This window comes from Chelativorans composti, from assembly GCF_039541695.1.
GTDB classification, from domain to species: domain Bacteria; phylum Pseudomonadota; class Alphaproteobacteria; order Rhizobiales; family Rhizobiaceae; genus Chelativorans; species Chelativorans composti.
The window spans coordinates 91,774-109,361 of record NZ_BAABGS010000072.1; the positions used below are offsets into that span (position 1 = coordinate 91,774).

Genomic DNA, 17,588 nt, shown 5'->3' on the forward strand with positions numbered 1-17,588 from the left:
ATGATGCGCACCGCGCTGCGGGAATATCGCGCTCAGCCCCTGAGCAGGCTGCCGGCTATGGGATAGACTTCCCGACTGCCGAGCACATAGGCCACCAGATGCTCGCGGCGGAAGAGCCCGGCAAACGCCCGGTCCAGCACGTTGAGCGTGCCGGTGAGCGACCCGAAGGCGGGCATCACCATCCTGAGCCCATCGGTGGCGAAGCACGCGCGGCGCACCGAGCGGCCCCGCTGCACGATCCGCGCACCAGGGTGCAGATGACCCGCAATCTCGCCCTCCCCACCCTCCGGCACATGCCGGAAGACGAGATTGCCGAGAGCAAGTTCCCTCACGCTCTCGCCCGGCAGGCCAGCGGGCGGCGAAGGATCGTGGTTTCCCGTCACCCAGAACCAGTCCCTCCCGCTCATGAGATTAAGCAGCCGTTCGCGGTAGACCTCCGGCATCCGCGCCGCCCCGCCATCGTCGTGGAAGCTGTCGCCCAGGCTCACCACGGCCGCCGGCCTGTAGGCCCCGACCACGCGTTCGAGCCGCCGCAGCGTTTCCCCCGTCTCATAGGGCGGCAGGAAGCTCCCCCGCCGCGCATAGGAAGAAGCCTTCTCGAAATGCAGGTCGGAGACGACCAGCACCCCGTCGCGCGCCAGGAACAGCGCGCCGGAGGCATCGCAAACGACATCCTCGCCGGCCACCTTTGCCACGGGCGCTGTCCTCTGGCCTTGCGTCTTCGGGTGAATGGTCATCCGTTCATGGCTTCGTTGATGAGATCCGCCGCCGCTTCCGACAGCAGATAGTCCTCGGTTGCGCCGGGCACCTGCTCGCGTCCGATTTCTAGCATGACTGGCACCGCCAGCGGTGAAATATGCTCGAGATCCTTGTGGATGATGTGACCCTTGATGCGCGCCAGCATCTCGGAAAGCCGTCCGATGTCCAGAAGCCCTGTCGCCGCATCCTTCCACGTCGCCTGCAAGAGGATGTGGTCGGGCTCGTGCTGGCGCAGCACGTCATAGATGAGGTCGGCGGAAACGGTCATCTGCCTCCCGGTCTTCTCCCGGTCCGGATGCCGCCGCTCAACCAGTCCTGAAATGATGGCGCAGGTGCGGAACGTGCGCTTCATCAGCCAGCTTTCAGCAAGCCAGCTTTCGAGGTCGTCGCCGAGCATGTCCTCATCAAAGAGCTCGCTGAGCCTCATCGTGCCCTTGCGGATCATGCGACCCATATCTTCCACCGCCCAGACGGCGAGTGAATAGTCCGTCGCGACGAACCCGAGCGGCTTGGCTCCGAACCGCTCCAGCCTGCGCGTGAGCAGCATGCCGAGCGTCTGGTGCGCAAGCCGCCCCTCGAACGGATAAGCGACCAGATAGAACCGCTCACCGCGCGGAAAAGTCTCCACCAGCAGGTCGCGCGGATGCGGCAGCACGGATTTCTCCTTCTGCAGCCGCAGCCACTCCGCCACCTGCTCCGGCAGCGCGCCCCACCGCCCCGGGTTCGCGAGCATCGCCCTGACTTCCGATGCGAGATAGGTGGAGAGCGGGAACTTGCCGCCCATGTAGGCGGGCACCATCGCATCCCGCCCGGGCGCACTGGTGACGAACGCCTCATTCTCGCGGATCCCCTCGAACCGCAGTGTCCGCCCGGCGAAGAAGAACGTGTCGCCCGGCCGCAGCTGCTCCAGAAAATACTCCTCCACCTTGCCGAGCGAGACGCCACCGCGCGCGAAGCTCGAGGGTTTGCGGTCGCGGATGAGCCGCACGTTCAGCATCGGCTCCTCCACGATAGTACCGAGGTTGAGCCGGTACTGCTGGGCGACGGAAGGATGCGAGAGCCGCCACCGTCCGTCCTTCATGCGCCGAATGCGCGCATAGCGCTCATAGGTCCGGAGCGCGTAGCCGCCGGTCGCCACGAACTCCACCACCCGCGAAAACGATTGCCGGTCGAGCTGGTGATAGGGCGCGGCACTTTTCACCTCCGCATAGAATTCGTCCTCGTCGAACGGCCCGGCGCAAGCCCGCCCCAGAACGTGTTGCGCCAGCACGTCGAACCCGCCCTCGCCCATCGGCGGTGTGTCCTGCGCGCCCAGATAGTTGGCTTCGAGTGCCGCCCGGCATTCCAGCACCTCGAACCGGTTGGCCGGCACCAGGATCGCCTTGCTCGGTTCATCCATCCGGTGATTGGAGCGGCCGATGCGCTGCGCGAGCCGGCTCGCCCCCTTCGGCGCGCCGACATGGATGACGAGGTCCACATCGCCCCAGTCGATGCCGAGGTCGAGCGTCGACGTGGCGACGATCGCCCGCAGGCTGTTCGTCTCCATCGCCTTCTCAACCCGCCGCCGCTGCTGCACATCAAGCGAACCATGATGCAGCGCGATCGGCAGCACATCCTCGTTCACGTGCCAGAGTTCACGGAAAATCGCCTCGGCCTGGCTGCGCGTGTTGACGAAGATGAGCGTTGTCTTGTGCTTCTTGATCTCCTCGTAGATGGCAGGGATCGCATAGTGCGACGAGTGGCCCGCCCAGGGCACCCGTTCCTCCGTCTCCAGGATGGTGATCTCTGGCTTCGCCCCCCCAGCGACGGTGACGAGATCCGCCATCTCCGTGCCATCGCGCTGCTCCACCAGCCAGCAGCGAAGCTCGTCCGGCTCCGCCACCGTTGCCGAGAGGCCTATGGAAATGGGCTTTTCGGCGAGCCTCCGCAGCCGTGCGAGCCCCAGCGCCAGGAGCTGCCCGCGCTTGGACGTGACCAGCGAATGCAGCTCGTCGAGCACGATGTACCTCAGGTCCTCGAAGAACCGCCCCGCATCCGGCGATGAGATGAGCAGCGCCAGCTGCTCCGGCGTAGTGAGAAGAATGTCGGGCGGCACGAGCCTCTGCCGCCGCCGCTTGTGCGCGGGCGTGTCGCCCGTCCGCGTCTCGATGCGGATGTCGAGTCCCATCTCCTCCACGGGAGTGCTGAGGTTGCGCTGGATGTCCACCGCCAGCGCCTTGAGCGGCGAGATGTAGAGCGTATGCACCCCCGGCAACGGCGTACCCGGCTTGTGCTTGCCCCGCCGGGCGAGATCCACCAGCGAGGGCAGGAAACCCGCAAGCGTCTTGCCGGCACCCGTCGGCGCGATCAGCAGTACCGAGCGGCCCTCGCCCGTCCGCCGAAGCAGTTCCAGCTGGTGAGGGCGCGGCGTCCAGCCCCGCGCGGCGAACCACGCGCGGAAACGCGCGGGCAGAAGGTCGGAAACTTCGGGGCCGGTAACGGGCTCTGTCGTGCTCACGATTGGTAGAACTAATGCAGAACATCTGGCGCGCCAAGCGGAATCCGCCGCCCCGGCCCGCTTGACCGGGGTAACTCTTTTGCCGGGACAATTTTGCACTATCTTGACGGCATGGCCGAACCTCGCTCACTTCTGCGTCTCCGCCCGGAAGGGCTCTGGTGTCCCGAGGGGGACTTCTACATCGACCCTATCCGGCCGGTGCCGCGCGCGCTCATCACCCACGGTCACTCTGACCACGCCCGTTCCGGCCACGGCTCCGTGCTCGCCACCCGCGAGACGCTGGACATCATGGCGATCCGCTATGGCGGCAGTTTCGCCGGCTCCACCGAGGAAGCCCGCCTGGGCGAGGCCCGTACCATCGGCGGCGTGACCGTCACCTTTCATCCGGCCGGGCATGTCCTCGGCTCCGCCCAGATCGCCATCGAGAAGCACGGCGCGCGCATCGTCGCCTCCGGCGACTACAAGCGCGAGCGCGACCCGACCTGCGCACCCTTCGAGGTCGTGCCCTGCGACATCTTCATCACCGAAGCGACCTTCGGCCTGCCCGTCTTTTGTCATCCGCCCGCGGCGGAGGAGATCCGCCGCCTGCTCGACTCCATGCGCCAGTTTCCGGAACGCACGCACATCGTCGGCGCCTATGCGCTCGGCAAGGCGCAACGCCTGATCGCCCTTGCCCGCGAGGCAGGCTACACGGAGACGATCTATCTGCACGGGGCGCTCATCCGCCTCTGCGATTACTACCGGTCCCGCGGCATCGACCTGGGCCCGCTGGAGCCCGCGACCAGCGAGAACGCTCCGCCTGCCGGGGCCCTCGTCATCGCCCCGCCCTCCGCCGTGGACGACCGCTGGTCCCGCCGCTTCGCAGATCCGCTGGCGAGCTTCGCCTCCGGCTGGATGCGCATCCGCCAGCGCGCGAAGCAGCGCGGCGTGGAGCTGCCCCTCATCATCTCCGACCATTCCGACTGGAACGACCTCACCGCCACCATCCGCGAGACCGGCGCGGAGGAGGTGTGGGTCACCCATGGACGCGAGGAAGCACTGGTCCGCTGGTGCGAGCTGAACGGCATCCGCGCTCGCCCCCTCCATCTCGCGGGCTATGAAGATGAGGCGGAATGATGGAACGTTTCGCCGAACTCCTCGACCGTCTGGTGCTCACGCCGTCGCGCAACGGCAAGCTGCGGCTGCTGATCGATTATTTCCGCACGGAGCCAGACCCCAACCGCGGTTGGGGCCTGGCGGGCCTCACCGGAGGTCTCGACTTCCCGGCCATCAAGCCCGCCCTCTTGCGTACGCTCGCCATGGAGCGGCTCGATCCTGTCCTCTTCGCCTATTCCTATGACTACGTGGGCGACCTCGCGGAGACTGTTTCCCTCGTCTGGCCCACCGGTCAAAGCCGCCGCAACTCGACCCCGAGCCTGGATGAGGTCGTCCACCGGCTCATGGCGGCGAGCCGCTCCGACGCCCCCGCCGTCATGTCGGAATTGCTCGACGAGCTGACGCCCTCCGGCCGCTATGCGGTCATCAAGCTTGCAACCGGTGGCCTGCGCGTCGGCGTCTCCGCCCGCCTGACCAAGCAGGCGCTCGCCGATTTCGGCAATGTCCCCGTCGAGGAGATCGAGGAGCTCTGGCACGGCCTCGCGCCACCCTTCACCGAGCTCTTCCGCTGGCTTGAAGGCCAGGGCCCGCGGCCCGCGAGCGCCGCGCTCGCCCCCTTCCGGCCGGTCATGCTCTCCAATGCCATAGGGGAGAACGACTTCGCCTCCCTTGATCCCGCCGACTACGCGGCCGAATGGAAATGGGACGGCATCCGCGTTCAGGTCGTGTCCGAGAAGGGCGTGCGCCGCCTCTATTCCCGCACCGGCGACGACATTTCCGGCGCCTTCCCCGACCTCGTGGAGCACATGAACTTCGAGGGCGTGATTGACGGCGAGCTTCTGGTGGGCAACCCGCGCGAGCGCACCGGAACCTTCGCCGACCTGCAGAAGCGACTGAACCGCAAGACCGTCTCGAAGGCGCTGCTGCGCGAGGCGCCCGTCTTCGTCCGCTGCTATGACCTTCTGGTGGCGGGAGACGAAGACCTACGCGCCCTGCCCTGGGCCGAACGCCGCACCCGCCTCGAAGCCTTCGTTGCAGCCCTGCCCCCCAACCGCTTCGACCTCTCCCCGCTGGTGCCCTACGGCTCATGGGAGGAACTGAACCGCCTGCGCTGCAATCCGCCCCATCCGGTGATCGAGGGCGTCATGCTCAAGCGCCGGGATTCCGCCTATCTCGCAGGCCGCCCCAAGGGCCCGTGGTTCAAGTGGAAACGCGACCCGCACACCGTCGACGCCGTGCTGATGTACGCCCAGCGCGGCCACGGCAAGCGCTCGAGTTTCTATTCCGATTTCACCTTCGGCGTCTGGACCGGACCGGAGGACGACCCCGTACTGATGCCCGTCGGCAAGGCCTATTTCGGCTTCACTGACGAAGAACTTCGCCAGCTCGACAAATATGTTCGCGACAACACCATCGAGCGTTTCGGCCCCGTCCGTTCGGTGCGGGCCGACCTCAACCATGGCCTTGTCCTGGAAATCGCCTTCGAGGGCCTGAACCGCTCCACGCGCCACAAGTCGGGCGTGGCAATGCGCTTCCCCCGCATTTCCCGCCTGCGCTGGGACAAGCCGCCCCACGAGGCCGACCGCCTGGAGACGCTGGAACGGCTGCTTCAGGACGAGCTGGGCTCATAATCGTGAGACTGGCAAAGTCCCCAGCCTCCCTTCGTTCCGGAAACTCACACCGCCTTTTCTCCGTCGCCAGCGCTCCGGCTGTCGGCAGGCGCATGTTCGGACAAGTCAACTAACGTTTTGAGCGCCGCCGCAATTCGCGGCGCATTTTTTACATCCTCTCCCAAAAACGCAAAACGCTTCCGCGAAATATATTCCCGCAAACTGTTATGTAGTTGCCCTTGATAACCGGGCAACAGTCTCAACAGGGTGCAATCGTAAATGGATTTGTCGCTTCTGACTCGCTCCGGAATCAGACGAGGCACAATAAAGGAAAAGCGATAATGAGTAGCATAACGGACACTCTGCCCTCGCAAAGCCTGAACGCGTGGAAGAGGGTTGCCGCAAGTCCGTCGTTCAAAGCCGTTTATCGACGACTTGTGCCTTGGATACTTCCGGCAATACTGATTCTTGCCTGGCACATTGCGGCCGTTACCGGCCTCCTCAACCGTAACGTCCTGCCCGGTCCGGTGGACGTCGTAAACGTTGCCATCTCGCTGATCGAGCGTGGGCAGCTGCAGCATCACCTGCTGGTCAGCCTTCGCCGCGTTGCCATAGGCTTCACGATCGGCGCCAGCGTGGGGCTGGGCCTCGGCGCTCTGGTGGGACTTTCCTCGACCGCCCGGCAGGTCATCGACCTCACCATGCAGATGATACGTACCGTACCGCATCTGGCGCTGGTACCCCTGATGATCTTCTGGTTCGGCATCGGCGAGGAGCCCCGCGTGCTGCTCGTGGCGCTGGGCGTCGTCTTCTCGGTCTACATCAACACCGTGTCCGGCATCCGCAGCGTCGATCCGAAACTGATCGAGATGGGCCGCAGCTACGGGCTTTCCGAACCCCAGCTCATCTGGTCGGTCATCCTGCCCGGCGCCCTGCAGCAGATCCTCACCGGCATCCGCTATGCCCTCGGCGTCGCCTGGCTGACGCTGGTCGTCGCCGAAACCATCGCGTCCCGCGAGGGCCTTGGCTTCCTCGTGCAGGATGCGCGTGAGCTGCTTCGCCTCGACGTCATCGTGCTTGTGATCGCCATCTACGCCATCGCGGGCTGGCTTGCCGACTTCCTGACCCGCAAGCTGGAAGCGCGACTCCTGTCATGGCATCCGTCCTACGGCAAGGGAGTACGCCCGTCATGAGCGGCGCGTCCCTCACCATCCGCAAGCTGCGGCGTGACTTCGGCGCCAAACGCGTGCTCCAGGACGTCGACCTCGACGTCGCCCGTGGCCAGTTCGTCTCGCTGATCGGCGCAAGCGGCGTCGGCAAGTCCACCCTTCTCAAGATCATCGCGGGACTCGACACGCCCACCTCCGGCTCGATCCGCATTGGCGAGCCGGGCGAAAAGCCCGATGTGCGCATGATGTTCCAGGAGGACCGGCTTCTGCCATGGCGCTCGATCCTCGACAACGTCACGATCGGCACCAGGAGCCGCGAGACGGAAGCCCGCAAGCTTCTGGCAGCGGTGGGGCTGGCAGGCCGGGAAGACGAGTTCCCATCCGTCCTGTCCGGCGGGCAGAAACAGAGAGCCGCGCTGGCGCGCGCCCTGCTCCACAAGCCCGATCTGCTGCTTCTGGACGAGCCCTTCGGCGCGCTCGATGCGCTGACCCGGGCAGCCATGCAGCAGCTGCTCTCGGACCTGCTGGAGGAAGCGCCCCGCACCGTTTTGCTGGTCACGCACGACGTGGAGGAAGCGTTGCTGCTCTCCGATCGCGTCATCGTGATGCGTTCCGGCCGCATCGCCCATGACCTCGTCCTTGAAGGCAGCCGCCCGCGAGCGCGCGGCGATGCCACCCTTGCCCGCCTGAAGGAGGAGCTGGTTCGCAGCCTGCTCCTCGATGAAGGCCAGACACGAAATGGCGTTCAGGAAACGGCTTCGTCGAGCGCGCTCGAAGCTGCCGAATGACGCCGAGCAACCTGGAGTTTCCCGACATGCACAAGCTTGACCGCCGTCAATTCCTTCTCACAGGCGCATCCGCCGTGGCTGCCTCGACCCTCCCTCTCCCCTTGCTCGCGGCAGACCTTCCAGAAGTGACCATCGCCATCATTGGCGACGGCCGCTCGGGACCGTGGGCCGCCGCGCAGGCCAACATCACTGGCTATGACTTTGCCAAGGCAGTTGGCGCGAACATCCGGTGGCAGCCGGGCTTCACCGCCTCGCTTCCCGTGATGGAAGCCATCCGATCCGGCGACGTGGACTTCACATTTGCCACATCGACGGCTCTGGTGAACGCCATCGATGTCGGAATTCCGATCATTCCGGTTGCTGCCTTTCCGCTTCCGGTGAACACGGTCGATGGCCTTGCCCGCGCCGACAGCGGCATCAGGAACGCGACCGACCTGCGCGGCCGCAGGGTGGGCTACCAGCGCGGCACCACCGGGCACTTCAGCCTGCTAAAGTATCTGGAGCAAGCTGGCGTCGGCTTCGACGAGATCGAAGGCGTCAGCCTTTCCGGCTCGGAAGGGTTCACCGCGCTGTCCCAAGGCGAGATCGACGCCTGGTTCCATTGGCAGCCTGCCGCCACGATCGGCCTCGCGCGCCTTGGCGACGCGGTGGTGAAGCTCGAGAATGTGCCGACCTACGACTACGCCTTCTACATTGCCCGCGAGGGCTTCTACGAGAAGCATCCGGAGGTCGCCGTGCGCCTGGCGGTCGCGGTGCGCGAGGTACAGCGTCGCATCAACGCGGACCCGGCCGGCACGGTCGCTCTGTGGGCCGCGAACGGGGGCTTCGAGGCTGGCAGCATTGAGGCCAGGGCCTTTGAACAGCTGTTAGCGGAAAAGCGCACCTCCGAATCCACTGCCGTCGACCTGCACCCGGCCGACGAGCGCGCCGCCCGGGCCACGCAGGTTCTGGCCGACAGTTTCCACGAGCATGGCGTGCTGCCGCGCAAGGTCGACGTTGCGGCCTTCCTGCTCGATCCCCGTTTCGATGACCTGCGCAACACACTCGCATCAGCCTTGGAAGCGTAAGAACATGACCAGGAAAAACACCGAACAGTTGCATCTCGGCGCATTCATCGTGGCCGGTCCCGGCCGGCCCGGTGGCTGGCGTCACCCCCAGTCCGAGGACGGCTGGCTGACGCCCGACTATTACCGTCGGATCGCCCAGACACTGGAACAGGGCTGCTTCGATCTCGCCTTCTTTCCCGACATTCTGGCGGTTCCGAACCGTTTTGGCGGCTCGCATGAAAGCCAGCTGCGCTACGGCGCCCTTGGATCGCTTCGCCTTGAGCCGACACAGGTGCTTGCGACAATGGCGGCGGCGACGAACCACCTCGGCCTGGCCGCAACCAAGTCGACGTCCTATTATGAGCCCTTCGACATTGCGCGCGGGTTCGCAACGCTGGACCATCTGAGCGGAGGCCGCGCGGCATGGAACATCGTGACCTCCTTCCAGGATGCGGAGGCGCGCAACTTCTCGCGCGAGCAGCATATTCCGCGTGAGAAGCGTTACGATCGCGCCGACGAGTTCCTTGAGGTGACCCACAAGCTCTGGGACAGCTGGGCGGATGACGCACTGGTGGCCGACCGGGCCGAGCCGCTTTTCGCCGATCCGGACAAGGTGAACCCCATCCTGCACAAGGGCGAATGGTTCACCGTTGACGGCCCCCTCAACGTGCCCCGTCCGCCGCAAGGCTATCCCGTACTGATCCAGGCGGGCGCCTCGGATCGCGGACGCGACTTTGCCGCGCGCTGGGCTGACGTGGTCTTTGTCACCCACTACTCGCTGGAAAGCGCGGTTGCTTTCGCCAGGGAGATGAAGGCCCGCGCCGCCGCGCACGGTCGCGACCCGCGCCACCTCAAGATCCTGCCGGGCATCACGCCGCTTGTCGGTGAGACGCAGGCGATCGTCGAGGAGAAGCGCAAGCTTCTGTCGGGCCTCATCGACCCGGTCGCCGGCCTGACGACCCTCTCCTACCACCTCGACGTGGATCTCTCGGTTTATCCGCTCGATGAGCCGCTTCCGCATCTGAAGGTGCCTGGCGTCACCGGCCATTATGACGAGATGCGCGAGGCATCCGACAAGGCCGGCCTCACGCTGGCCGAAGCCGGCCGCATGTACGCCAACCGCTACGAGGGCGATTTCATCGGAACGCCCGACGTCATCGCCGACAAGATGCAGGAATGGTTCGAGGCTGGCGCCTGCGACGGCTTCATGGTCATGGCCGCCTGGCAGCCTGGCGCGTTCGAGGAGTTTGTCCGCCTCGTCGTGCCGGAACTGCAGCGCCGCAAGCTGTTCCGTACGGAATACGAGGGGAAGACCCTGCGCGATCATCTCGGCCTCCCACGGCCCGAGCGGGGTGCCTGGGAGGGCAAGAGCGCCAGGCTGGAGGCGGCGGAATGAGCACCCCTCTCGATCCGGATGTCGGCAGCCGCGTCAGCGGCTATGCCGACAGCACCTACGGCCGCTTCATCCTGTCGGCCCGCAGCAACCACTTCGTCTCGGATGCCCGTGTCTTGCAGGGTGGTCCGGGCGAGGCAACCTCGGCCGGCGAGTTCCTGCTGGCGGGTCTCGTCTCATGCGGCCTTGGCCTCGTCCATGCCAACGCCCGTGCCAATGGCGAGCCCCGTCCGGACGTGACGCTCACCGCTGAATTCCTGCGCGATCCGCAGGATTCGACAAGGTTCGCGTCGCTGACGCTGGTCTTTGCCTTCCGGGGTATCGACCGGGTGGCCGCCCAGCGTCACGTCGAGCATTTCACCTCTAGATGCCCGATCTACAACACCCTCAGGCGCGGCGGCCCGATTGAGGTCCGTATCGAAACGCCCTGACCGCCCATGATGCCATCAGCCGTCCGGCCCGGCTCAGCCTGCGCCGGGCGGCGCTTCACCCGTAAGCAAGCCTCTGCCCGGCTTGGAGAATACCTAACGGTTTCTTTCGGCGCATTGGCAGCCGAGGCTACTCCTCGGCCGTCATCATGATGCTGTAGACATCCAGCATCCGGCCCTTGCCCTCGATGTCCGGGATGATCGAGATCGTGCCGCCGGAAGCCTGCGCATTCGCCAGCTCCACCTTGAAGAGATACTCCGCGATCGTAGGCTCGACGGAGAACCGAAGGCGGTTGCAACGGCCCATCGCGCCGAAATCGCACAACACCGCCATCTGCGTGGTATCTTCCTGCGCGCGCGTCCGGATGCTGAAGATCACGCTACGGCCGGCAAAAGCCTGCAGCCTTTCCGCCGGCACCCTGAAGACAACCGGATTGCGCCCTGCGCTGCCGATGCTGACGAACCGGCCATGTTCGTCACGGCCGGCCACAGCTCCACCCTGAACGGCCTCCGTGTCCGCGGGGGAGAACACCTGAATCCATTCGCTGTCGTCCCTGGTGGGAAGCAGGGGCCTGTCCTCGAAATCGACCGTATCATCCAGAAGCGCCTCGATGCTGGCGCCGCGGGTTTCGATCGCCTTCTGCACCTCGCCCCACAGCCACCAGCCACCGGCCCCGAGCAGCGCCAGGAACACGATCCAGCCCGTGAGCCGAACCCAGATGCTGGCCCGCTTGCGTTTCCGGCGCTTCTGGCGTTTGCCCTCCTTGAGCAGCGCCTCTGCTTCGGCACTCCGGGGCTCCAACCCCTCTTCTGCGGGGACGCGCTCGCCACGCCCTGCAGAGACACGTTCATCGAGGGAGATCGACGGGACGAACTCGGGCGCGGCATATCCCGCGCTGGCCGCCTCGGCGAACGCGCCCGGATGGCCCGCAGTCTGCCGGCGGGTTTCTCCTGGCACGAGATCCCAGGCCGCCTGCTGCTCCCTCTCGGCGAACTCCTTCTCTATGTCCTCAACGATGGCGACGAGTTGCTCGCGGCGCCGGAAAACGTCGTCCGCGCTCAGCTCCGTGTTCGCTTTGACCGACTTCTCGAAAGCGGCGAAGACCTGGCGATAGACCGTCTCCCGGAAACCGCGATCCGCAGCGTTTCCTTTTTCGAGCGTTGCCAGAATCTTGTCTCTAACCGTCACAGATATGAGCCTTCACCACCATGTCGAACCACCGTTAACCGTCCGCGACGTCGGGATCAACGGCGCAGGCTTCCCTTCCCAAGGAAAAGGAGGCCGTTTTATGGCCACTTTTGCATAATGTCATGGCGTCACCTGGACGGGGAACCAGCGGACTTCATCGTGCTTCCCCGTGCGCCAGCTTTCAGTTCAGCCCCCGACCAGGCTGGGTGGCCCGTGAGCCAGACCTGAAACACCTGAGAATGCCTCTTCCGCTACGAACGGCCTGCCACGACCGGAAACGGCAATGAACCCGCCAGGCATCTGGCGGGTTCATTGCTTTGGCAAGTCTCCGTCCGTGGAGGCCGAGCGTCACGCGTTGGCGGCTGCCACCGCGCGCCTTGCCATCACCACGATCAGGTTCGCGCGGTATTCGGCTGACGCATGAATGTCCGACATCAGGCCGTCCGCCGGAACGGTGGCGCCTGCGAGCGCATCCTCGGAGAAGGAGGCGTTTAGCCTGTCCTCGAGCTCGGTCGCACGGAACACGCCGTTTTCGCCTGCGCCCGTCACCGCCACGCGCACGCCGTCGGCATGCTTCGCCACGAACACGCCCGTCATCGCATAGCGTGAGGCCGGGTTCGGGAACTTGGCGTAGCCCGCCTTCTCGGGCGCATTGAAGGAAACGGCCGTGATGATCTCGTCCGGCTCCAGCGCAGTCTCGAACAGGCCGACGAAGAAATCGTCCGCCGCGATGTCGCGCTTGTTCGTGTGCACGGTCGCCTTCAGCGCCAGCACCGCCGACGGATAGTCTGCCGCCGGATCGTTGTTGGCGATCGAGCCGCCGATCGTGCCCATGTGGCGCACGTGCGGATCGCCGATCAGGCTGGCGAGGTGGCAGATCGCCGGGCACACGGCCTTGAGCCCCGCGTTGCCCGCCACGTCGGCATGAGGCGTGCAGGCGCCGATGCGCACTGACGTGCCACTGACGGTGATCCCCTTGAGCTCGGGGATGTGGCGCAGGTCGATCAGGTCCGACGGCGCCGCAAGCCGCTGCTTCATGGTCGGGATCAGCGTTTGCCCCCCGGCGACGAACTTGGCGTCGCCGGCCTCGTTCAGCAGGCGGACCGCCTCATCGATGGACGAAGCCCTGTGATACGTTGTCTGGTACATGAGGTTCGTTCTCCCGATATGCAGCCTATGCCTGGACCTTCTGGTGCAGCATCTTCCAGACCTTCTCTGGCGTAGCCGGCATCGTCAGGTTGTTGTTTCCGATTGCATCCGTGATCGCGTTGATGAGCGCGGGCGGCGAACCGATCGCGCCTGCCTCGCCGCAGCCCTTGATGCCGAGCGGATTGGTCGTGCACGGCGTCGAGGTATGCAGGATGTTGAACGACGGCAGGTCGTCCGCGCGCGGCATCGCATAGTCCATGTAGGACGCCGTGATCAGCTGGCCCGTGGCCGGATCGTATCGGCAGCCTTCCAGCAGCGCCTGGCCGATGCCCTGCGCCAGACCGCCGTGCACCTGACCCTCAACAATCATCGGATTGATGATCACGCCGAAGTCGTCGGCAGCCACGAACTGCACAATGTCCACCTTGCCGGTTTCGGGATCCACCTCCACCTCGGCGATGTAGCAACCGGCCGGGAAGGTGAAGTTCAGCGGATCGTAGAACGCCGTCTCCTTGAGGCCGGGCTCCATGCCTTCGGGCAGCTTGTGTGCCGTGTAGGCGGCGAGCGCCACCTGCGCCCACGGCAGCGAGCGGTCGGTGCCCGCCACCTTCACCTCGCCGTTCTCGATGACGATGTCCTTTTCGTCGGCCTCGAGCTGGTGCGCGGCGATCTTCTTCGCCTTGGCTTCCACCTTCTCGAGCGCCTTCACGAGCGCCGACATGCCGACAGCGCCGGAACGCGAGCCATAGGTACCCATGCCCATCTGCACCTTGTCGGTATCGCCATGGACGATGGATACCTGTTCGATGGGCACGCCGAGACGGTCGGCAACCACCTGCGCGAAGGTCGTTTCATGGCCCTGGCCATGGCTGTGCGATCCGGTCAGCACCTCGATCGTGCCGGCCATGTTCACGCGCACTTCAGCCGACTCCCAGAGGCCGACGCCGGCGCCGAGGCTGCCCACCGCCTGAGAGGGCGCAATGCCGCACGCCTCGATGTAGCAGCTCATGCCGATGCCGCGCAGCTTGCCGCGCTTCTTGGCCTCCTCGCGCCGCTGCGGGAACGTATCCCACTGTGCCGCAGCCATGGCAGCGTTGAGCGAGGCCTCGTAGTCGCCCGTGTCATAGTTCATGATCACCGGCGTCTGGTACGGGAAGGTGCGGATGAAGTTCTTCCGGCGCAGCTCGGCCGGCGAAATGCCGAGCTCGCGCGCGGCTGTCTCGACCGTGCGCTCCAGCAGGTAGGTCGCCTCCGGGCGGCCCGCGCCTCGGTAGGCGTCCACCGGCGCGGTGTTCGTGTAGACGGCCCGCACGTTGCAGTGGATCGCCGGGATGGCGTACTGGCCCGACAGCAGCGTCGCATAGAGATAGGTCGGCACGCTCGACGAGAACAGCGACATGTAGGCGCCGAAGTTCGCGATCGTGTCCACCTTCAGCGCCACCATCTTGTGGTCGGCGTCGAAGCCCATCTGCACTTCCGTCACGTGGTCGCGGCCATGCGCATCGCACATGAATGCCTCGGTGCGGTCGGCCGTCCACTTCACCGGCACGCCCGCCTTCCGCGAAGCCCAAAGGCAAACGATCTCTTCCGGATAGATGAAGATCTTGGAACCGAAGCCGCCACCCACGTCTGGGGCGATCACGCGCAGCTTGTTCTCCGGTGCCACGTTGTAGAAGGCGCTGAGCACCACGCGCGCCACATGCGGGTTCTGGCTGGTCGTCCACAGCGTGTAGTGGTCTTCCGCCATGTTGTAGACCGCGAGCGCCGCGCGCGGCTCCATCGCGTTCGGCACCAGGCGGTTGTTGACGATGTGCATCTTCGTGATGTGCGCCGCCGAGGCGAGCGCCTGATCCACCGCGGCGGAGTCGCCGATCTCCCAGTCGAAGATCAGGTTGCCCTCGGCTTCCGGATGCAGCTGCGGTGCGCCAGGCTTCAGCGCTTCCTCCACGTCGGTGACGGCCGGCAGCTCCTCATAGTCCACCACAACGGCGTCCGCCGCGTCGCGCGCCTGGCCGCGTGTCTCCGCCACCACGATGGCCACGGCATCGCCCACGTAGCGCACCCGGTCGGTTGCCAGCGGCGACCACTGGCCCATCTTCATCGGCGTGCCGTCCTTGGAATGGATCATCCATCCGCAGATCAGGTTGCCGATGCCGTCGGCCTTGAGCTCGGGGCCCGTATAGATGCCGATCACGCCCGGCATATCCTGTGCGGCTGAAATGTCGATGTTGCGGACCCGCGCATGCGCGTGCGGGCTGCGGACAAAGGCCGCGTACTTCATGCCCGGCACGACCATGTCATCGACGTAGCGGCCGCGGCCGGTGATAAACCTCTTGTCTTCCTTTCGCGCTATCCGCGCACCAATGCCTTCAATTCCCATGATCTTCTCCTCCCGGGGTGAAGCGGTGCCGCCATCACGGCAGTCGGCTCACATGCAGTCTTTCCCTCCGCCGGACTGTCGTGGCTCCCCGCCCGACCCTTGGCAACAATCTCAGGCAGCAGCCATTGCCCCGCTGCGCATCGCTTCCGAAGCGGCGAGTATCGCCTTGACGATGTTGTGGTAGCCCGTGCAGCGGCAAATGTTGCCTTCGAGCTCCGCGCGCACGGTCGCCTCGTCCAGCCCCTCGGGGTGGCGGCGGATCATGTCGACGGCGGCCATGATCATGCCGGGGGTGCAATATCCGCACTGCAAGCCGTGGTGTTCCCTGAACGCCGCCTGCACCGGATGCAGCTGATCGCCGTTGGCCAGCCCCTCGATCGTGACGACCTCGCATCCCGATGCCTGCGCCGCCAGCATGGTGCAGGACTTCACCGCCTTGCCATCGACATGCACGACGCATGCGCCGCACTGGGACGTGTCGCACCCCACATGCGTGCCGGTCAGGCCCAGGTGCTCGCGCAGGAAGTGGACCAGCAGTGTTCTGTCTTCCACTGTCTTGGTCACTTTCCGGCCGTTCACGACCATTGTAACTTCAGCCATGTGTTTCCTCCCGCTTGACTTGCAGTAACGCTGGCTCAACTCCTCACGGACAAGAGATTACCTCAGCGCGCGGAAGAGTCCACATCCTTGTATGCAGGCTCCCGCAGCCCACCCGGATCGGCGTGCAACGATAAACAGACGCTCCCGGCGCGTTTACCGCGACCTCGCGAATCGCCCTCCTGTTCCCTTCCCCGAGAGGTCGTGTCCGACACGCCCAAACAAGCGCCCTTCCCCGCCTCCCGCACGAATCCCTTGTCGAGGCTCGGGGGCCGTGATCGGCACGATCCTGCCCCTACGCACGGGCCGCGGACTTTCTCTTCCCGGTCAAACGAATGGTACAGGAGGAAGCGGTTATCCCTTGCAATTGCCCCTGCTCACACAAATCTTCAAATTGGTGTCACGTCGGGCTTGAAATTGCGGATCAATGGCTGTATCAGCCACCCAGCCTCTGGCGGAGGCGCTGCTTCCGCAACGATGCCGCTTTAGCTCAGTTGGTAGAGCACATCATTCGTAATGATGGGGTCGTCAGTTCGAGTCTGACAAGCGGCACCATTTCCTTCCTGCTTCCCTTGATCCGCCTGCTTAATTCCTGATCCGGTCGGCGCACGTTTGCGGCACGGACCCGGGGCTTACGCAACACGTCGTAACTCTTGCACCCGGCACCTGCAACGGCGCGGGAAAAAGAGAGTTAGCCGCTCCGCAGGAACGCCGGCTGCGAAAGCTTCGCCGCCCAAGCCACCGCGAAAATCGCACCGGTCCCGAACCTGACCGGCGGGCAAACCCGCCCCTCCATTTCCCGATGGATTTTGATCCAAATCAGTGCGATGGCCTTTAAACCCGCGCTCTAATGGGCATGTTCAGACTTACACAGTCTGACCGTGTGCAGCCAACCTGGCAGCGGCCATCTCCTCTCCTTCCCAACCATCTTGCGGAATGGCCGCTGCCTTTTTTTCTCGCGACGCCAGACATCCCCGACCCGAGCGGCATCGGAACTGGCGGGCATCACCCCGGAAGCGACTCGGGCGTGCACCCCTTTGGACAGAATGAGCCCGGACGTATAATGCGCCCGTGTGCAGGAGGGGGCCTCTTTCAGCCCACAGGACAATTATGCAGTGGCACTCAGCTGATCCGCTGCGGCATGTGAGGAGATGCGTTCGGAGGAAGAACGATGCAACTGTTCGTTATTCTGTTGTTCATGCTCATTCTCCCAATCGTTTCCATTGCGCAGGACTTGCTCTCCGGCACTGCGCAACCGATGGCCTCGATCGGGACATGGTTCGTTTACTGGGGCGTTGGCTGGCGGCTGGTTGCGGCCGGTGTGTTTCAGTTGTTCAGACCGTCGTTCACTGCAAGGAATATTTTCGAAATTGAGGACCCGAACGTGATCGGCCCCCACGGACGGGTCCAATTTGATTGTTAGTGCAATGATGGTCGTGGCGCCAGCGCGGGCGGCATCGCTGGTTGGGGTTGCAGGGCCGCCCGCGC

14 protein-coding genes and 1 tRNA gene are annotated in these 17,588 nt (G+C 65.0%); 8 read left to right on the forward strand and 7 right to left on the reverse strand.

Going from position 1 to position 17,588, the window contains the following annotated elements; translation table 11 throughout:
- Positions 1-32 precede the first annotated feature (32 nt).
- Complete coding sequence (gene pdeM / locus ABD906_RS13535) at positions 33-737, reverse strand: ligase-associated DNA damage response endonuclease PdeM (RefSeq protein ID WP_378188750.1); 705 nt, start codon at positions 735-737, stop codon at positions 33-35.
- The gene (locus ABD906_RS13540; RefSeq protein WP_378188759.1) at positions 734-3,259 is read right to left on the reverse strand and encodes a ligase-associated DNA damage response DEXH box helicase; all 2,526 of its coding nucleotides are present in this window, start codon (positions 3,257-3,259) and stop codon (positions 734-736) included. The genes pdeM and ABD906_RS13540 overlap by 4 nt, the downstream gene beginning before the upstream one ends.
- A 108-nt stretch (positions 3,260-3,367) precedes the next feature.
- On the opposite strand from ABD906_RS13540, the gene ABD906_RS13545 reads away from it, so the two are divergent.
- From ABD906_RS13545 to ABD906_RS13575, 7 genes are all read left to right on the forward strand, one after another.
- Entirely contained in the window at positions 3,368-4,372 is a 1,005-nt protein-coding gene (locus ABD906_RS13545) for a ligase-associated DNA damage response exonuclease (RefSeq protein ID WP_345099961.1), read from the forward strand.
- Entirely contained in the window at positions 4,372-5,982 is a 1,611-nt protein-coding gene (locus tag ABD906_RS13550; RefSeq protein ID WP_345099962.1) for a cisplatin damage response ATP-dependent DNA ligase, read from the forward strand. Before ABD906_RS13545 ends, ABD906_RS13550 begins: the two co-directional genes overlap by 1 nt.
- Positions 5,983-6,302: 320 nt before the next feature.
- A complete protein-coding gene (locus tag ABD906_RS13555; protein ID WP_345099947.1) occupies positions 6,303-7,154 on the forward strand; it encodes an ABC transporter permease subunit in 852 nt (283 codons plus the stop codon).
- Positions 7,151-7,918, forward strand: coding sequence for an ABC transporter ATP-binding protein (locus ABD906_RS13560; protein WP_345099948.1), 768 nt, complete (start codon positions 7,151-7,153; stop codon positions 7,916-7,918). Before ABD906_RS13555 ends, ABD906_RS13560 begins: the two co-directional genes overlap by 4 nt.
- Entirely contained in the window at positions 7,915-8,985 is a 1,071-nt protein-coding gene (locus ABD906_RS13565) for an ABC transporter substrate-binding protein (RefSeq protein WP_345099949.1), read from the forward strand. Before ABD906_RS13560 ends, ABD906_RS13565 begins: the two co-directional genes overlap by 4 nt.
- Before the next feature lie 4 nt (positions 8,986-8,989).
- A complete protein-coding gene (locus ABD906_RS13570) occupies positions 8,990-10,360 on the forward strand; it encodes an LLM class flavin-dependent oxidoreductase (RefSeq protein WP_345099950.1) in 1,371 nt (456 codons plus the stop codon).
- Positions 10,357-10,788, forward strand: coding sequence for an OsmC family protein (locus ABD906_RS13575; RefSeq protein ID WP_345099951.1), 432 nt, complete (start codon positions 10,357-10,359; stop codon positions 10,786-10,788). Before ABD906_RS13570 ends, ABD906_RS13575 begins: the two co-directional genes overlap by 4 nt.
- 127 nt (positions 10,789-10,915) lie before the next feature.
- Here ABD906_RS13575 and ABD906_RS13580 read toward each other — a convergent pair whose 3' ends face one another.
- The 4 genes from ABD906_RS13580 to ABD906_RS13595 form a co-directional block, all read right to left on the reverse strand.
- Positions 10,916-11,974 carry a hypothetical protein gene (locus tag ABD906_RS13580; protein ID WP_345099952.1) on the reverse strand — a complete coding sequence of 353 codons (1,059 nt, stop codon included), beginning with the start codon at positions 11,972-11,974 and terminating at the stop codon, positions 10,916-10,918.
- 348 nt (positions 11,975-12,322) lie between these two features.
- Positions 12,323-13,123, reverse strand: coding sequence for an FAD binding domain-containing protein (locus tag ABD906_RS13585; RefSeq protein WP_345099953.1), 801 nt, complete (start codon positions 13,121-13,123; stop codon positions 12,323-12,325).
- Between the two features lie 25 nt (positions 13,124-13,148).
- On the reverse strand, positions 13,149-15,503 hold the full coding sequence (locus tag ABD906_RS13590; RefSeq protein ID WP_345099954.1) for a xanthine dehydrogenase family protein molybdopterin-binding subunit: 2,355 nt from the start codon (positions 15,501-15,503) through the stop codon (positions 13,149-13,151).
- 111 nt (positions 15,504-15,614) lie between these two features.
- Positions 15,615-16,103, reverse strand: coding sequence for a (2Fe-2S)-binding protein (locus ABD906_RS13595; protein WP_345099955.1), 489 nt, complete (start codon positions 16,101-16,103; stop codon positions 15,615-15,617).
- Positions 16,104-16,579: 476 nt separating this feature from the next.
- Between ABD906_RS13595 and ABD906_RS13600 the strand changes: the two genes are divergently transcribed.
- A tRNA-Thr gene (locus ABD906_RS13600) sits at positions 16,580-16,655 on the forward strand.
- Between the two features lie 553 nt (positions 16,656-17,208).
- On the opposite strand, the gene ABD906_RS13605 is transcribed toward ABD906_RS13600, so the two are convergent.
- Positions 17,209-17,588: hypothetical protein (locus tag ABD906_RS13605; protein ID WP_345099956.1), on the reverse strand; the 380-nt coding region annotated here is incomplete at its 5' end.